A 15295-nucleotide genomic window follows, 5' to 3' on the forward strand; every position below is an offset into this window, starting at 1 on the left:
ACTGAAATGCGTTTCCATAATCCAATGTCGATTTATCCAGTTTTGAGCGAACAAGCTCAAAAGTCCAGTGATGATGGCAAAGAGGCCACACCCGTTCCCATCCCGAACACGGAAGTTAAGCTCTTTTGCGCCGATGGTAGTTGGGGGTTTCCCCCTGTGAGAGTAGGACGTCGCTGGTCTATAATTTTGGTCCCGTGGTGTAGCGGTTAACATGCCTGCCTGTCACGCAGGAGATCGCCGGTTCGATCCCGGTCGGGACCGTCATTCCAAAAAGTGAGCACAGCGAACCCGCTGTGCTCTTTTTCTATGGAAACAATATATTTTGATTTGCTGGGCTATCTCCGCTAAACTATGAAAAGACTCAAACGAGGTGAACAGATATGAGCTACACGATAACAGTGCAGTCGCCAGAACAAACAGAAGAACTTGCTATGCGCGTGGCTTCGCTTTTGCAACCGGGAGACCTGCTTACACTAGAAGGTGACTTAGGCGCAGGAAAGACGACTTTTACTAAAGGATTGGCAAAAGGGCTTGGTATCGAACGAACCGTCAATAGTCCAACTTTCACCATCCTAAAACAATACGATGGCAGGGTAAACTTGAACCATTTTGATGTATACCGCTTGGAAAACAGCGATGAAGATATCGGATTTGATGAATTATTTGCGGAAGAAGCAGTATCGGTCGTTGAATGGGCTCAGTTTATTGACGAATATTTACCGACAGACCGTTTAGAGATTGTCATTCGCCGCTTGTCTGAAGAGGGACGCGAAGTGGAGTTTGAACCGCACGGTATCCGTTACGAAAACTTATGCAGGGAGCTAACACGATGATTTTAGGAATCGACACGTCGAATTCTCCGTTGGCTATTGCCTTGGTGAAAGACGATACAGTATTAATAGAAGAAACTCAAAATCTAAAGATTAATCATTCGCTAACAGCGATGCCGGCGATTGAGCAATTGATGAAAAAAGCGAAAATTGCTCCAGGCGATTTGACACAAATTGTTGTTGCAGAAGGACCTGGTTCTTATACAGGTGTTCGAATAGGCTTGACGATCGCCAAGACGCTCGCTTGGTCGTTAAAAATTCCATTGGTTTCGGTATCCAGTTTGAAGGTGCTTGCAGGAAATGGCCAAGGCTTTGACGGGTTGGTTTGCCCGGTGATGGATGCGAGGCGCGGTACCGTGTTTACTGGGCTTTATGAAGGTCAACATTTGAAAACGATAATTTCCGATCAGCACAGCGACTTCAAGGCGTTTTTGGAACAAGTTCGTATGCAAGAGCGTCCAGTGTTGTTTACGGGTGTCGATCTTGAAATTCATCGCTCGTTGATCGAAGAGACGCTAGGTGAGTTGGCGCATTTTGCACCGTTTCCCAACAGACTTCCGCGTGCTTCTAAGCTGATTGCATTAGCTGCAGGTGAGAACGTCAAAGAAGTTCATCATACAGTTCCGGAATATCGGCGGATCACTGAAGCAGAAGCCAATCTGACAAAAACAGAAAAAGGTAAAAACCAATGAGCAACCCAGTGAAATTTCGTAAAATGACCATTCAAGACGTGAATGCAGTATATGAAATTGAAAAACAATCGTTTACGCTGGCTTGGACCAAAGAGGCGTTCGAGCAAGAGATGCTGAAAAATGAATTTGCGTATTACGTACTGGGTGAAACGGCAGAAGGGGTCATTGGATACTGTGGCATGTGGCTCGTAATGGACGAAGCGCATATTACCAATATCGCCATTTCCCCTCAACAACGCGGCAATAAATACGGGGAAGCTTTAATGAGAGAGGCCATGGATCAAGCAAGAGCGCAAGGCGCAAAACTGATGACTTTAGAAGCGCGTGTCAGCAATATAGCCGCGCTCAATTTGTATAAGAAACTTGGATTTCAAAATGGTGGCATCCGAAAAGGGTATTATACGGATAACCAGGAAGATGCCATAGTGATGTGGGTGAATTTCAATGAATGAAGATATTTTTGTGTTGGGAATAGAAACGAGTTGTGATGAAACGGCAGCTTCGGTCGTGAAAAATGGAACTGAGATCATCTCCAATGTAGTGGCTTCGCAAATCGAGAGCCATAAGCGTTTTGGGGGTGTTGTTCCGGAAATAGCGTCGCGGCATCATGTCGAACAAATCACGATTGTCATTGAGGAAGCATTGCAGCAGGCAAATCTGTCGCCATCTGAATTGTCTGCAGTAGCTGTCACAGAAGGGCCGGGGCTAGTTGGAGCCTTGTTAGTTGGGGTTAATGCAGCGAAAGCCTTTGCGTTTGCACATAGCTTGCCGTTAGTAGGCGTGCATCATATCGCAGGCCATATCTATGCGAATCGCTTGGAACAGGAAATGGAGTTTCCTCTTTTGTCGTTGGTCATTTCAGGAGGCCATACTGAGTTAATCCTGATGAAAGAGCATGGTGATTTTACCGTCATTGGTGAGACTAGGGACGATGCTGCAGGAGAAGCGTATGACAAAGTGGCACGGACATTGAATTTGCCGTATCCAGGAGGCCCGCATATCGATCGCTTGGCACAACAAAGTACGGAGGCAGTCGATTTTCCACGGGTTTGGCTGGAAGAAGGATCGTATGATTTCAGCTTTAGTGGATTGAAATCGTCGGTGCTGAACTATATGCATAATTTAAAACAGCGTGGGGAAGATCCAGTACCGGAAGCGGTAGCTGCAGGTTTCCAAAATAGCGTCGTCGAAGTCGTAACGGCAAAGACCTTGCGTGCAGCAAGGGAATTCGGCGTTAAACAAGTGATCGCCGCAGGAGGTGTGGCAGCAAATAAAGGGCTGCGTACATCACTGACCAAGACTTTTGAAGAAGAGCAAATTCCATTCTTCATTCCGCCGCTTCCACTCTGTACCGATAATGCAGCGATGATTGCAGCGGCTGGGACTGTTATGTATGAAAAAGGATTAACAGGAGATATGGCCATGAATGGGCGTCCGGGGATGCCTTTGAATTCCTGGATTTAACTGAAAGCAAAGCCGCAATTGATTGAGAATTGCGGCTTTGCTTCTTTTTTTATGAATAATATCCAATTCTTACAAGGACATATAAAGATGTTTTCTGTCAATAGAGAACATTTGTACTTATGCACAATTTGTGAATAAGCTGTTAATAAGCTATCGATAACTAGTGGATTTCCTATATATTGTAGGCTGGTAGGTGGAAAACTATGTGGATAAAAGAAAAAGAGCCTGTGGATAATGTTCATAAGTCTGTTGATAGTTGATTCTTCAACTTCTTAGATGTGCACAAATCTGTGGAAATATTTATTTTGATAAATGGTATTGACCTATATGTAGGGAAAAGAAAAACCACATACCCAGTATGCGGTTAGGAGTTCAGTTCTTCAAGTTGTTCTTGTAGTTCGAGCCATTCGGTCATGGTGGCTTCATGCGATTGCTTGAGCTCTTCAAGGCGTGTTTGCAAAGGCATGACGCGTTCATGGTCCTGGAAAATATCGGGCTCGCATAATTGTTCTTCTATTGCCGCGATTTCTTCATCGAGCGATTCCATCGCTTGTTCGATTTCGCTATTTTTCCTCACTAGTTGGCGTTCGAGCTTTTTTGCTTCTTTGTCAATTTGTGAAGTAGAGGAGGATGTTTGGGTTTCGGGCTGTTTCGCTTTTGCTTCTAGTGCATCGAGCGCTGCGAGTTCTTCCATTTCGAGTTTTTTCTCGACATAATAATCGTAGTCACCCAAGTACTCGGTAGTGCCGCCAGTAGATAGTTCCACCACTTTTGTGGCGATCCGGTTCATGAAATAGCGGTCATGGGAAACAAATAACAGTGTGCCGGGATAGTCGATCAAGGCGTTCTCGAGCACTTCTTTGCTGTCGAGGTCCAAATGGTTGGTCGGCTCATCCAGCAACAGTACATTGGCTTTTTGCATCATCAACTTGGCGAGTGCCACGCGGGCCTTTTCGCCGCCGGATAAAGTCGATACCGGCTTTAGCACATCGTCTCCAGTGAAGAGGAAACGACCGAGAATGCCGCGAATGTCTTTTTCGTTCACGTGAGGGTAATCGTCCCATAATTCGTTGAGAACGAGTTTATTGCCCTTTAAGTTGGCTTGTTCCTGGTCGTAATAGCCAAATTGGATGCCGGTGCCGTAATGGATCTCGCCTGCGAGTGCCGGCAATTCTTTCATAATGGTTTTAAGCAGTGTCGATTTGCCGACACCGTTCGGTCCGACGAGCGCCAAGCTTTCAGTACGGTAGAGTTTCAACGCGACGTTGTTCGACACGGCTTGATTGTGGTAGCCGACCGATAAGGACTGAATGTTCAACACGTCGTTGCCGCTTTGCTTTAGGATATCAAAGCCAAAACGGGCCGATTTTTCGTCGCCTTCAGGAGCTTCCATCCAATCGGTTTTCTCAAGCACACGCCGCCTGCTTTGCGCCATTTTGGTCGTGGAGGCGCGAACTAGATTGCGGGCCACATAATCTTCGAGTTTGGCTTTTTCGCCTTGCTCTTTTTCGTAATGTTTGCGGTCAAGTTCGTATTGCTTCGCTTTTTCGCTCAAATAGCGGCTGTAGTTGCCGGTATATTTCCGAACCTTCTTGCGCGACACTTCGTAGACGAGCGTGACGACTTGGTCCAGGAAATAACGGTCATGCGATACGATGAGCAAGGCACCCGGATAATTTTTCAAATAGTTTTCAAGCCAGCTCAAGGTTTCGATGTCCAAGTGGTTGGTCGGCTCATCGAGAATCAATAGCTGAGGCTTGGCAAGCAGAAGCTTCGCCAGCATGAGGCGGGTTTTCTGGCCGCCTGATAGGGAAGTGATTTTCTTTTCGTAGTCTTCCGGATAAAACTTCATGCCGTGCAACACCGCGCGTGTGTCAGCTTCAAACTGATAGCCACCGGCGTCTTTGAAATTGGTTTGCAACAAGTCGTATTCCTGCATGACTTTGGCGTTGCGTTCTGCGTCGTTGTAGATGTCCGGGTCAGCCATATCGGCTTCGAGTTTGCGCAGCTGAGCTTCTTGCTCACGAAAATGGACAAAGATCTTCATCATTTCCTGCCACACAGTGGCATCAGAATTCAAGTCGGTTTGTTGTTCCAAATAGCCGATTGTCAGATCTTTCGGCATGATTAAGTCGCCGCTGTCATAGGACATTTCCCCAGCGATGATTTTTAGCAATGTGGATTTCCCGGCACCGTTGCGGCCAACAAGTGCGACCCGGTCGCGGTGCTGGACTTCGAGTTTGGCGCCTGAGATGATTTCCTCGGCACCGAATGATTTATGGATTTGATTGACTTGCAATACGATCATTAAGGTCACCTCTATTCCTCTTAAGTGTAGCTGATGGGACTGCGCTTCGCAATCGGGCAAGCCTTTACATATCAAGGTCCGTCATGTAAGATTGATACGATTTGACAACAGTTCAGAAGGAAGCGATCCCATGCTTGACGAATCCCACAAAATCCCGCAAGCAACAACGAAGCGGCTGCCCTTGTATTACCGATTTCTCCAGAATTTCGCCAATGCCGGACAGAAACGCATCTCCTCTCAGGAGTTGAGCGAAGCGATGAAAATCGATTCCGCGACCATTCGCCGCGACTTTTCCCATCTCGGTGCGCTCGGCAAAAAAGGTTACGGTTATGAGGTCCAAGAGCTTTTAGCGTTTTTCCGTAAGACGCTAGACCAGGACGAAGCGACCAATGTCGCCTTGATCGGTGTCGGAAGCCTCGGCAGCGCGTTTTTAAAATACAATTTCCACCGCAATCACAACACGAAAATCATCCTGGCCTTTGATACGAATAGTCCGCCAGAAGGCAAAACCATTAGTGGCATCGATACGTACCATCCGGATTTGATTGAAGAAAAGATCAAGCAATATGGTGTGGAAGTGGTTATCTTGACGGTGCCGTCGCGTTCGGCACAGGAAGTGACCGACCGACTCGCTGAGACTGACATTAAAGGCATTTTGAACTTCACGCCGGTGCGCATTTCCGTGCCGGAACATATCCGCGTGCAGACGATCGATTTATCGGTCGAGCTGCAGACCTTGATCTACCAAATCAAGCATGATTAACATAAAACCTTCACATTTGAACGGCCATTGCAAATAGCCAAAAGGCCTTGTTTCATGTACACTAGAAGCATACTACAGGAGGTGTCTGATATGGCTCCAGGTCCACTAAGTTTGATCATCATCGGGATTGTCGCCTTGCTGATTTTCGGCCCGAAAAAATTGCCGGAACTAGGTAAAGCATTCGGTTCTTCCTTGCGCGAATTCAAAAACGCTACAAAAGGATTGGCTGATGACGATGACGATGACAAACCAGCAAAGAAAAACGATCTAGATAAGAAAGACGAGCACAAGTAACACGATAGGATGTTTGTCCGATGAACCAACAAAATGAAATGACAGTAGTTGAACATATAGGTGAACTCAGAAAACGGCTGACCTTAATAGTCGTTTTCTTTCTGTTGGCGCTCATTGTGGGATTTTTTCTCGCGGAGCCACTGATTCGTTATTTGCAGTTCAGTGAAGAAGCCCGAAACCTGACTTTGAATGCGTTCAAGATTACCGATCCAATTAAGATTTATATGCAAGTCATGATGATTTTGGCTTTGATCATCACGTCTCCCCTGATCATGTACCAATTCTGGGCATTCATCAGTCCGGGGTTATCGGACCGGGAACGGAAAGTGACGCTTGGGTATATCCCGTTTTCTGTGTCGCTGTTCATCGGCGGCATCGCTTTCTCGTATTTGGTGCTGTTCCCGTATGTTATTGGGTTCATGCTCAATATATCGGAGAGCCTGGATATCCAGGAAACGATCGGGATCAATGAATATTTCCAGTTTTTGTTCCAGATTACCTTGCCGTTCGGCTTTATCTTCCAGCTGCCGGTATTGATGCTATTTTTGACACGACTCGGCATTTTGACGCCGATGTTGATGACAAAATACCGGAAATACGCGTATTTGGTGCTGGTCACGATTGCTGCGTTTATTACGCCGCCGGATATTATTTCTCATATGATCGTGACCTTGCCGCTGATTTTATTGTATGAATTCAGTGTGGTCATTGCGCGCATCGGTTACCGCAAGTTCCTGCGTGCCGAACAGCAGCAGGCCATTGATGAACAGACTGAAAACCTTCCGCCGAAATAATGGCAGGAGGTTTTTTGTTTGGAATGAAAATAGGCTGGGGATAGGAGATTACGCTCCTGGCGGCTGCTTGGGGCCCGCAGGATGCGGGTCATGCAGTTGAAGCGACAGGACGTTGCGTTTTCAACTGCCCGGGGATAGGGCGGGGGGTGAGCCAAGGCGGGAAGACCACCGCCTTTGTCTCGCCAACCCGCTTGGTCCCACAGGCGTCAGTCCCTTTCGCTCCGTCGATAGTTTTAGAGTGAAACGGACATTTCGTCACGCTCTCAATAGTATATGTGTAGATAATCTCAGCCTTTGCAAATGTATCGGCTAGTGGAATTAATATTCAACCAATAGGCAGAGTTCCTCCTCAGCCAGTTGGTGCCACCTTCACTACTATGGTATCTTCTTATTCTTCTCTTATAGAAATTAAAAACCGCCGTTCCATTAAAGGAGCGGCGGTTTTTGGTTATTGCAGGTTTTCCATTTGTTTGATAAAGGTTTCGATTTTGTCCATATTGAGCTGGATGAGCATGACGTAGCCGTTCAGCATGATGTGCGCGATGATTGGGGTAAGGATGCGCTTAGTACGCTGATAGAGGGCTGCCAGGATCAGTCCGGTCGTGAAGTAAAGCAAGAGATGCGTGAATTCGACATGGACGAGCGCGAAGACCAGTGCTGAAATGGCCGTAGCGATCCAGAAGTTCATCGTTTGGTTCAAGGAGCCAAAGACGACGCGGCGGAACACCAACTCTTCGAGTATTGGTCCGAACAGGACGACAGCGATGATTGCGAACGGTACGACTTCCGCGATTCGCACGAGTGTCTGCGTGTTGGCGGATCCCGGATCGATGCCGATAGCCATTTCAATCATGGCGGCAATCGATTGCCCGATGATGAGGAGCAAAAAGCCGAGGACGCCCCAGCCGATTGCGGCAAGAAGGCTCGATTTTTTACCTTTCCAAATATTGAAGAAGTTGCGGTCGCGCAAGATGAGTGCCATTGTCACTAAAAAGCCGACGCCCATCGTCAGGAAAATCAGCCAGCCGGAAGTGGAAGCACGGGCCGTGGCATCGTCTAGCCCTTGATCGCGGAAATAGCCGAGTGTCGGGCCGATAAAGAGAATCGGCATGAGCTGAACGGCCACGAAAACGAGCAGGACCAGGAGCGGCGTGCGCATGTTTTTGCGCTTATGCCCTTTTGATTTTGGGGAAGAAGCGGTTTTATCGGTTGAGGTCATGAAGTCAGTTTCCTTTCTTTTCGCATGCTTCTTTTATTGTAGGGCTTAAGGGAAAAAGGCGCAAAGAATTCAAAACGGCCCAAGGTTTCTGCTTGCAATTAACTGAAGATTTTATTAAACTTATCTATGGGTTAGCACTCGATGTGTGAGAGTGCTAAACGATTAGAAGTTATTTAATTTGAGGAGGGTGTTTCAATTGTTAAGACCATTAGGAGATCGTGTCATCATTGAGCTCGTCGAAGTGGAAGAAAAGACATCTAGCGGAATCGTCTTGCCAGGATCGGCGCAAGAAAAGCCGCAGGAAGGCAAAGTGATTGCGGTAGGGAATGGACTTATCCGTGAAAACGGACAGCGTACAGAGCTGGACGTAAATGAAGGAGACCGCGTCGTCTTTTCGAAATATGCGGGCACGGAATTGAAATACGAAGGCAACGAATACTTAATCCTACGTGAAAACGACATCCTTGCGATTGTCGGCTAACTAAACATACATTCTATTTATAGGAGGAACCGAATCATGGCAAAAGATATTAAGTTCAGTGAAGATGCACGCAGCCTGATGCTGCAAGGTGTAGATAAATTAGCGGACGCAGTCAAAGTCACGCTTGGGCCAAAAGGGCGCAACGTGGTACTTGAGAAGAAATTCGGCACGCCGCTGATCACGAATGACGGCGTAACGATCGCTAAAGAAATCGAGCTTGAAAACGCGTTTGAAAACATGGGCGCGAAACTCGTAGCGGAAGTAGCTTCCAAAACGAATGATATCGCTGGTGACGGTACGACCACTGCGACCGTTCTTGCACAAGCAATGATCCGTGAAGGCTTGAAGAACGTCACAGCCGGCGCTAACCCTGTCGGTATCCGCCGCGGCATCGAATTGGCTGTGGAAAGCGCAGTCACTGGATTGCAATCCATTTCCCAGCAAATCGAAGGCAAAGAATCGATTGCGCAAGTAGCGGCCATTTCTTCAGGCGACGAGGAAGTCGGTAAATTGATCGCAGAAGCAATGGAGCGCGTTGGTAACGATGGCGTCATCACTTTGGAAGAATCACGCGGCTTTACGACGGAACTGGATGTCGTAGAAGGCATGCAATTCGACCGCGGCTATCAGTCTCCTTACATGGTGACAGATTCCGACAAAATGGAAGCGGTTCTGGAAAACCCGTTCATCCTTGTTACAGATAAGAAGATCGGCAACATCCAAGAAATCCTTCCAGTGCTTGAGCAAGTCGTTCAGCAAAGCAAACCGCTTCTCATCATCTCTGAAGATGTTGAAGGCGAAGCGTTGGCAACACTTGTCGTAAACAAATTGCGCGGCACATTCAACGCAGTAGCAGTCAAAGCTCCTGGATTTGGCGACCGCAGAAAAGCGATGCTTGAAGACATTGCTGCACTTACTGGCGCTGAAGTGATCACAGAAGACCTCGGTCTTGACTTGAAATCCACCAACATCACGCAACTTGGACGCGCAGCGAAAGTGGTTGTGTCGAAAGACAACACAACGATCGTTGAAGGCAATGGCGATTCTGAGAAAATCATCGCGCGCGTGGCGCAAATCCGCAGCCAATTGGAAGAAACAACTTCTGAATTCGACCGCGAAAAACTGCAGGAGCGCCTAGCGAAACTTGCTGGCGGTGTTGCAGTCATCAAAGTCGGCGCAGCTACTGAAACTGAACTTAAAGAGCGTAAATTGCGCATCGAAGACGCATTGAACGCAACACGTGCAGCAGTTGAAGAAGGCATCGTGGCAGGCGGCGGTACGGCGTTGATCAATGTCTACAACCAAGTAGCCGAAGTTGCAGCAGAGCAAGAAGGCGACGTCGCAACAGGCGTGAACATCGTTCTTCGTGCACTTGAAGAGCCGGTGCGCCAAATCGCAACGAACGCAGGCCTTGAAGGATCGATCATCGTTCACCGCCTGAAAACGGAAGAAGTCGGCATCGGCTACAACGCAGCAACAGGCGAATGGGTTAACATGCTGGACCAAGGCATCGTAGACCCAACGAAAGTAACGCGTTCTGCATTGCAAAACGCAGCTTCTGTTGCAGCTATGTTCTTGACGACTGAAGCGGTCGTAGCAGACTTGCCAGAACCAGCACCAGCTGGCGGCGGCATGCCTGATATGGGCGGCATGGGCGGCATGATGTAATCTAACCATGCAACCCTTGATATGACGGGGTTTGTAGGGGATAGGATTTTGAAATGCTAACGTATTGCTAACTTTCGGGTTTCGAAACAATAAAATTAAGCTTTTGGTGAGACCTTTTGTAAGTTCTTTGAACTTATGGGGGGTCTTCTTTTTTGTCCTCTTTTATGAATATTTTAGTCGAATGAAATTAAAAAATGCCTTTCGCCATATGAGCGTAGATATTCATCGTTTCATTAATGTCTGAGTGTCCTAAGCGTTCCTGAATCTCTTTAATCCTGCGCCAGTTTCAATTAGAAGAGAAGTATGTATATGTCTGAAGCCTAGTGGTGTAATGTACTTATTGATGTCCAAACACTTTAAAAGACGAGTTAAAAACGGTTAATGATTTGTTTTATCTTTAAAACTCTTTAATCAAGACTATGCTTTTTAAAAAGGCAATTAAATCTTCATCTGAAGATATGGTGCGAACGGATTTCTTAGTCTTAGCGATAATAACTGATAGTCAGTTTGACCATTATTAGGGTTCTAATACTTTTTTGTTGTGCCTATGAGAAACAAAAATATAGTTATTTTATTTTTAATAAATTTATTCCCACAGCATAATAAAGAGATTATGATGTTCTTGTCTAGCATAATATTTATTGGTAAAATTAGGTTAGTAAGTATTTGTGGAAAAACTAGTAGAAAGAGAGAAGTAGGAAGATCAATCTAAAATAAATGATTTATTTTGAAGAAGGTAAACCTTCTTCTTCTTTTTTAGTATTGGAAGAGGAGACAAACAATGAGTAACTTCTATAATTTGTCAGACATGGCTAAAGAAATAACATTACCAATAAATCAATTTAGTTTATCAACAATTTTCTATTCAATTAGTATAGTTGAAGATGGAAAATTATTTCAGGCTATTCTTTTGAAAAAAAAAGAAAAAGATGTTTTTTTGCTGGTAGGTTTCAATGCCACTACAAAGGAAATTTGCTCTATTAATAAGACGCAAGCTTTACAGGCTTTAAAATTAATTTCTAGAAGAGCGAATAGTGAATATAACTTAGAAAAATTTTCATTTAAAGATATTGAAAAAGCAATAAATGAATTTGAAAAATCTATATTCGCCATAGAAAAAAAGAAAGAAAGTTTTTTTTATACGATTAATAAACGGTTTAATATTTTATTATCAAATAAAAGTCAACTAGTTCCAGTTGAATTGACTGTTATTTCAAAAGGAGATTACTCTTTAGTTCCAATATCTTTGTATTATGTGAGTCACGATCAGATTATTGACTACGGGGAATTAAGCTTCTCTGATTTAGAAAATATAGAAAATGCGAAATTTATAAATTTATTAGACTATATTGTAATAGATTTAAAAATTGGTCAAAATTCTTTTCAATACGGTGGGGAAAATTATGAAATAAGGAACGTTGATGAAGAAATTACTTTAATTTTTTCAAGCCCTTTTTATAGTTTGAATAACTTCATGATGGGAAAGGTTAAAGCTGAGAATATTAGTTTGTCTAATATGATAACGCCGATTTTGGGAGCATCAGGATTGCAAAGAGAAAATATTAATATAGAAGGCTACTCAGAGAGTTTTCTTCCTCATGTTTTATTATTTCCATTAAAAAATTTTATTGTAACGGAGAAGTTTGGTCTTGGAAGCGTGAGTTTTTTCTCTTCAGAAGATGCTTTTCCAGAAATCGAAGAAGTAAAGAGAATTTCAGGAGAAGATTTTGATTCTTTTAAAACCGAAGCTTATGCAACAGTACCTCTAATGGCAAGTAACTTTCAAGAAGCTTTTATAAAAGCTTTGGCTATGATAAATATTGCATTAGATTCCATAAGTCACATTTCTAAGCAAGATAATTTAATCAATGATATTAACGTAACTAAAAACAACATTTGGAAGAGAGGAAATATTTTTTCAAAGCCATATGTATCAACGTATTACTATGTGGAAAATTTGATCACCAACGAGAAAATGATACATGAAGTCGATTCCTTTTATCAACCTGTAGAATTCACGGTTACTAAAGATTTCCTTCAAAAACTTTCTGATTTTGAATGGTATGAAGAGCTTATCTCTCTTCACATGGATAACCAAGATGAAAAGTGGTCTAGTTTATTCGTGGCTCTTAAATGGCTTAAAAGAAGCTGGAACTCCGACAATATAGAAGACCAAATTATTTACACCATTATTTCTCTCGAATTCATACTGGGAACTGAGTCACTAAAAAGTAATATAGAAAAGGCAGATAGAAGAGAGGTGGCGAATCAAGGGGGAGAAGCCTTTAAAAAGCGGCATATAAATGTTAGCGATGAAGAATTAACAAAGTTAAAAGAAAAAATTATGAACTCTTTAGCAAGTGTGCCACTTCTAGCGAAATTAAGAAATATGATTTCAAGGCTAAAAATTCCTATAGATGATAAAGACTTTAAAAAAATCCATGCAATTAGAGAAGCGAGAAATAAGTTAGTTCATGGTAAGTCTATCGACGATGTTGAACAAATAGACATTTGGAAAGTAAATAATCTCATTGGGAAAATAATTTTTTACAAATTGAAGTACCATGATTAGAGGGATATTATGAACGTTGCAGAGGCTGCTTATGATTTAGGAAATGAATTGCGTCAACATAGTGATGGGAAAAAGTTCTTTGAATTATATACTTCTCTTAAAAAATATACTTCTTCTGGAGCTTGGAATTTATTTATATATTTCCAAAAAAGAAGTGGCTTAAATCACTATGGTTCTATTGTACAGTCGTATGAAACTATAAAGAAAATAGATTTAAAAGATCACGAACACTATAAGGCAAGAGTAGAAGAAATATTACTTAATAAACAGTTCGAAGAATTAAGTAAACAAGCAAAAAAACTTACCCAATCTTTAAGTGCTATTGTAAAAGATTTACTTTCTCCGGGTATGCCTAGGAAATTTAATGGAGAAGTTGCTAAACCGAAATTGAAGAGAGTAATTCAGAGCCTATACGTTGCCTTCCATAGAACCGGTTTAATAAAATATATTGAAAACGAATTTAAAAAAGTCGAATATAGACCGATGTTAAATAATTATGTTGCTGTGAGAGAAGTATTTCCTTTCTCTAAAAAAAATAGAGTACATATTGAAAGAATATCTAAGAGCGATGTAGAGAAAAGTTTTTTGTATACAGTAGAAGCATTTTCAAGTTTTCTAGAATTTATCAATCAACTTATTTACGAATCTCATTTAAATTTAATTTCCATTAATAGCAGAGATGAATTTTTGAATCTTCGCACTGCAAAGTTTAATAGAATGGAAGTTTATAAACTGAATGGAAAATCATCGGATTTTGAATTCAAAGAAGGTTCATTAATAAAATTAGAAGATAACGGCAAAATATATTTTGGGATTATGTATAAAAGGATTACATCTTTTTCTAAGAATTCTGTTATTGTTACTGGGTACCTTTATCCAAACTGTGACTTGAATATTTTCAAATATTAGTCTTCTCTACCTTCACAATCTAGTTTCATTTTAAAGTTGTACAGAATGATCAACTCCTTATTGTAAATGCAAGTATTAGGAGATAATCCTTATTGAGACCCTCAATAATTATGTGTAAATAAGCAAATACTTTTCTTATATGTATGTTCATTAAGCCTGCTTGAACATCTTGACCAGTTCTGCACGAGCTTGATCGAATCCGATATAGCAGCGGGTGGAGAAGTTCTGGTTATAGATTTCGAACTGAGAAATCAGTAAGCGGTCTAAGGAATCTTCGTTCGGGAATTGCTTCGTGCGCTTGCTATATTTCTTCACTTTTTTGTTGAATGACTCGATTAGGTTGGTTGAATAGATGCTTCGACAAATGGATTTGAGAAAGTCGTAAAAGGTGAAAATAAAGGGATTCGCTTCCAACGATTTCGTCACTTTAGGATAAGCGGTTTTCCATTTCTGTGCAAAGGCTTTCAGTCCCTCTTCGCCCAGTTTTCGGCGCTCTGCCTGGTACACCGATTTGAAGTCATAGCAAATCTCCTTCCGGTCCGTGTCACGGACTTTATGGGAAATGCCACGCGACAGATGGACGTAGCACGCCTGATACTTGGCTTCTGGAAAGACCGCGAAGATGCGTGATCGCTGATGCCTTTCAAGCCGTCGGAGATAAACAGCAGTACCTCTTCGATGCCCCGTTCTTTCAAGTCCTGGAGAACTTCTTCCCAAACGAATGCCGATTCCGTGGGTGCGACTGTATAGGCAAGCACTTCTTTCGAACCGTCCCCCGTGATGCCGACCGCAATATAGACGGCTTCTTTGAAGACGGTGTCGCGCTTGAGTAAAATATAGGTCGCATTCAAAAATAGACGCAGGCCTAACGTGCTTCCAGTAGGTGTGTTTTGAACGCCTTCAACTGTTCGCTCATCGCTTTTTTGGTCATATTGGAAACGGTTTGTGGTGTTTAGTAATGGCTGCACATCTTCTCGACCAGATCTGAGATTTCGAACACCGTCACGCCTTTTTGGAAGATGTGGATGACAAAGGACTCCAGCGTATCGTTCGAGCACTTGTATGGAGCAACCGTCTGTGGGTTGAATTCGCCATTTCGGTCCAGTGGGATCGACAAAGTTAAATCTCCGTACTCCGTATGGAGTGTCCCCGTGTAAATGCCATTCTGCGAATTCCCAAATTGAAACCGATGCGGTCGTATTTCTCTTAATTCAGAAAAGCGGTCAGTCCGGTTTGGAGAAGCGTATCGACCACCGCTTCCAGATTTGTGAGGAAAACTTCGGAGATGTCTTCTTTTTTAC

At 43.4% G+C, this 15295-nt stretch carries 14 protein-coding genes, 1 tRNA gene, 1 rRNA gene and 2 pseudogenes; 13 read left to right on the forward strand and 5 right to left on the reverse strand.

The features are described 5' to 3' along the window. Positions 1–63 precede the first annotated feature (63 nt). The 6 genes from rrf to tsaD all read left to right on the forward strand — a co-directional run bounded on the left by rrf (position 64) and on the right by tsaD (position 2986). Positions 64–179: ribosomal RNA gene (gene rrf / locus BBI11_RS02870) — 5S ribosomal RNA — on the forward strand. A 9-nt stretch (positions 180–188) separates the two neighbouring features. Continuing rightward, positions 189–261, forward strand: a tRNA-Asp gene (locus tag BBI11_RS02875). 119 nt (positions 262–380) lie between these two features. Further along, on the forward strand, positions 381–833 hold the full coding sequence (gene tsaE / locus BBI11_RS02880) for a tRNA (adenosine(37)-N6)-threonylcarbamoyltransferase complex ATPase subunit type 1 TsaE (protein ID WP_068460440.1): 453 nt from the start codon (positions 381–383) through the stop codon (positions 831–833). Then, positions 830–1522, forward strand: coding sequence for a tRNA (adenosine(37)-N6)-threonylcarbamoyltransferase complex dimerization subunit type 1 TsaB (gene tsaB / locus BBI11_RS02885; RefSeq protein WP_068460442.1), 693 nt, complete (start codon positions 830–832; stop codon positions 1520–1522). Before tsaE ends, tsaB begins: the two co-directional genes overlap by 4 nt. Next, the gene (rimI, locus tag BBI11_RS02890) at positions 1519–1974 is read left to right on the forward strand and encodes a ribosomal protein S18-alanine N-acetyltransferase (protein ID WP_068460443.1); all 456 of its coding nucleotides are present in this window, start codon (positions 1519–1521) and stop codon (positions 1972–1974) included. The genes tsaB and rimI overlap by 4 nt, the downstream gene beginning before the upstream one ends. Beyond that, the gene (gene tsaD / locus BBI11_RS02895; protein ID WP_068460445.1) at positions 1967–2986 is read left to right on the forward strand and encodes a tRNA (adenosine(37)-N6)-threonylcarbamoyltransferase complex transferase subunit TsaD; all 1020 of its coding nucleotides are present in this window, start codon (positions 1967–1969) and stop codon (positions 2984–2986) included. The genes rimI and tsaD overlap by 8 nt, the downstream gene beginning before the upstream one ends. A gap of 364 nt (positions 2987–3350) precedes the next feature. Here the strand turns inward: tsaD and BBI11_RS02900 are convergent, their stop codons facing one another. Continuing rightward, positions 3351–5294, reverse strand: coding sequence for an ABC-F family ATP-binding cassette domain-containing protein (locus tag BBI11_RS02900; protein ID WP_068460448.1), 1944 nt, complete (start codon positions 5292–5294; stop codon positions 3351–3353). A 130-nt stretch (positions 5295–5424) separates the two neighbouring features. Between BBI11_RS02900 and BBI11_RS02905 the strand changes: the two genes are divergently transcribed. From BBI11_RS02905 to tatC, 3 genes are all read left to right on the forward strand, one after another. Further along, a complete protein-coding gene (locus BBI11_RS02905; protein ID WP_068460450.1) occupies positions 5425–6057 on the forward strand; it encodes a redox-sensing transcriptional repressor Rex in 633 nt (210 codons plus the stop codon). A gap of 90 nt (positions 6058–6147) precedes the next feature. After that, positions 6148–6351 (forward strand): twin-arginine translocase TatA/TatE family subunit, encoded by a 204-nt coding sequence (locus BBI11_RS02910; protein ID WP_068460452.1) that lies wholly within the window; start codon positions 6148–6150, stop codon positions 6349–6351. Positions 6352–6371: 20 nt separating this feature from the next. After that, the gene (gene tatC / locus BBI11_RS02915; RefSeq protein ID WP_068460454.1) at positions 6372–7145 is read left to right on the forward strand and encodes a twin-arginine translocase subunit TatC; all 774 of its coding nucleotides are present in this window, start codon (positions 6372–6374) and stop codon (positions 7143–7145) included. Positions 7146–7593: 448 nt separating this feature from the next. Here tatC and BBI11_RS02920 read toward each other — a convergent pair whose 3' ends face one another. After that, entirely contained in the window at positions 7594–8364 is a 771-nt protein-coding gene (locus BBI11_RS02920; RefSeq protein ID WP_083388984.1) for a CPBP family intramembrane glutamic endopeptidase, read from the reverse strand. A gap of 196 nt (positions 8365–8560) precedes the next feature. Here BBI11_RS02920 and groES point away from each other — a divergent pair, with 196 nt between their 5' ends. After that, positions 8561–8845 (forward strand): co-chaperone GroES, encoded by a 285-nt coding sequence (groES, locus tag BBI11_RS02925; RefSeq protein ID WP_068460456.1) that lies wholly within the window; start codon positions 8561–8563, stop codon positions 8843–8845. 36 nt (positions 8846–8881) lie between these two features. After that, a complete protein-coding gene (gene groL / locus BBI11_RS02930; RefSeq protein ID WP_068460459.1) occupies positions 8882–10513 on the forward strand; it encodes a chaperonin GroEL in 1632 nt (543 codons plus the stop codon). 187 nt (positions 10514–10700) lie between these two features. On the opposite strand, the pseudogene BBI11_RS16740 reads toward groL, so the two are convergent. Then, a pseudogene (locus BBI11_RS16740) lies at positions 10701–10885 on the reverse strand (tyrosine-type recombinase/integrase); the annotation flags it as partial. Between the two features lie 409 nt (positions 10886–11294). On the opposite strand from BBI11_RS16740, the gene BBI11_RS02935 reads away from it, so the two are divergent. Beyond that, complete coding sequence (locus BBI11_RS02935; RefSeq protein ID WP_068460461.1) at positions 11295–13085, forward strand: HEPN domain-containing protein; 1791 nt, start codon at positions 11295–11297, stop codon at positions 13083–13085. A 9-nt stretch (positions 13086–13094) separates the two neighbouring features. Then, positions 13095–13994, forward strand: a complete 900-nt coding sequence (locus BBI11_RS02940) for a hypothetical protein (protein WP_068460463.1) — start codon at positions 13095–13097, stop codon at positions 13992–13994. Positions 13995–14144: 150 nt separating this feature from the next. On the opposite strand, the pseudogene BBI11_RS02945 reads toward BBI11_RS02940, so the two are convergent. Together BBI11_RS02945 and BBI11_RS16745 are read right to left on the reverse strand one after the other, a co-directional pair. Next, positions 14145–14962: pseudogene (locus BBI11_RS02945) on the reverse strand (IS256 family transposase). Continuing rightward, positions 14947–15111 carry a transposase gene (locus BBI11_RS16745; protein ID WP_418312510.1) on the reverse strand — a complete coding sequence of 55 codons (165 nt, stop codon included), beginning with the start codon at positions 15109–15111 and terminating at the stop codon, positions 14947–14949. The pseudogene BBI11_RS02945 and the gene BBI11_RS16745 overlap by 16 nt, the downstream one beginning before the upstream one ends. Positions 15112–15295 lie beyond the last annotated feature (184 nt).

Source organism: Planococcus maritimus (assembly GCF_001687625.2).
In the GTDB taxonomy this organism is placed as follows: domain Bacteria; phylum Bacillota; class Bacilli; order Bacillales_A; family Planococcaceae; genus Planococcus; species Planococcus maritimus.

Coding starts and splice junctions, on each gene's coding strand:
- BBI11_RS02900 (WP_068460448.1), bottom strand. CDS start 5,294: ATGATCGTATTGCAAGTCAATCAAATCCATAAATCATTCGGTGCCGAG.
- BBI11_RS02920 (WP_083388984.1), bottom strand. CDS start 8,364: ATGACCTCAACCGATAAAACCGCTTCTTCCCCAAAATCAAAAGGGCAT.
- BBI11_RS02910 (WP_068460452.1), top strand. CDS start 6,148: ATGGCTCCAGGTCCACTAAGTTTGATCATCATCGGGATTGTCGCCTTG.
- BBI11_RS02935 (WP_068460461.1), top strand. CDS start 11,295: ATGAGTAACTTCTATAATTTGTCAGACATGGCTAAAGAAATAACATTA.
- tatC (WP_068460454.1), top strand. CDS start 6,372: ATGAACCAACAAAATGAAATGACAGTAGTTGAACATATAGGTGAACTC.
- BBI11_RS02940 (WP_068460463.1), top strand. CDS start 13,095: ATGAACGTTGCAGAGGCTGCTTATGATTTAGGAAATGAATTGCGTCAA.
- groL (WP_068460459.1), top strand. CDS start 8,882: ATGGCAAAAGATATTAAGTTCAGTGAAGATGCACGCAGCCTGATGCTG.
- tsaD (WP_068460445.1), top strand. CDS start 1,967: ATGAATGAAGATATTTTTGTGTTGGGAATAGAAACGAGTTGTGATGAA.
- tsaE (WP_068460440.1), top strand. CDS start 381: ATGAGCTACACGATAACAGTGCAGTCGCCAGAACAAACAGAAGAACTT.
- tsaB (WP_068460442.1), top strand. CDS start 830: ATGATTTTAGGAATCGACACGTCGAATTCTCCGTTGGCTATTGCCTTG.
- rimI (WP_068460443.1), top strand. CDS start 1,519: ATGAGCAACCCAGTGAAATTTCGTAAAATGACCATTCAAGACGTGAAT.
- BBI11_RS02905 (WP_068460450.1), top strand. CDS start 5,425: ATGCTTGACGAATCCCACAAAATCCCGCAAGCAACAACGAAGCGGCTG.